Source organism: Pseudomonas sp. SMN5 (assembly GCF_052041925.1).
Taxonomy (GTDB): domain Bacteria; phylum Pseudomonadota; class Gammaproteobacteria; order Pseudomonadales; family Pseudomonadaceae; genus Aquipseudomonas.
In genome coordinates, this window is the sequence record NZ_JBKGGX010000093.1 from 1 (window position 1) to 227 (window position 227).

Genomic DNA, 227 nt, shown 5'->3' on the forward strand with positions numbered 1-227 from the left:
CCCGACACCGCGCCACAGGCGATGGTGATGAACAGGAACGGGAACAGCCCGCCCTTCCACACCGGCCCCATACCGTTGGTGAACTGGGTCAGCGCCGGCATTTTCAGCTCGGGCATGGTGATCAGGATGCCGATCGCCAGGGCGACGATGGTGCCGATCTTGAGGAACGTCGACAGGTAGTCCCGTGGCGCCAGGATCAGCCACACCGGCAGCACCGCCGCGACGAA

The 227-nt window shown here is 65.2% G+C and carries 1 protein-coding gene; it reads right to left on the reverse strand.

The window, feature by feature from the left end; translation table 11 throughout:
• Positions 1–227, reverse strand: a 227-nt coding sequence (locus ACLEJR_RS27135; RefSeq protein WP_440817800.1) for a carbon starvation CstA family protein, incomplete at both ends; no start/stop codon positions are given.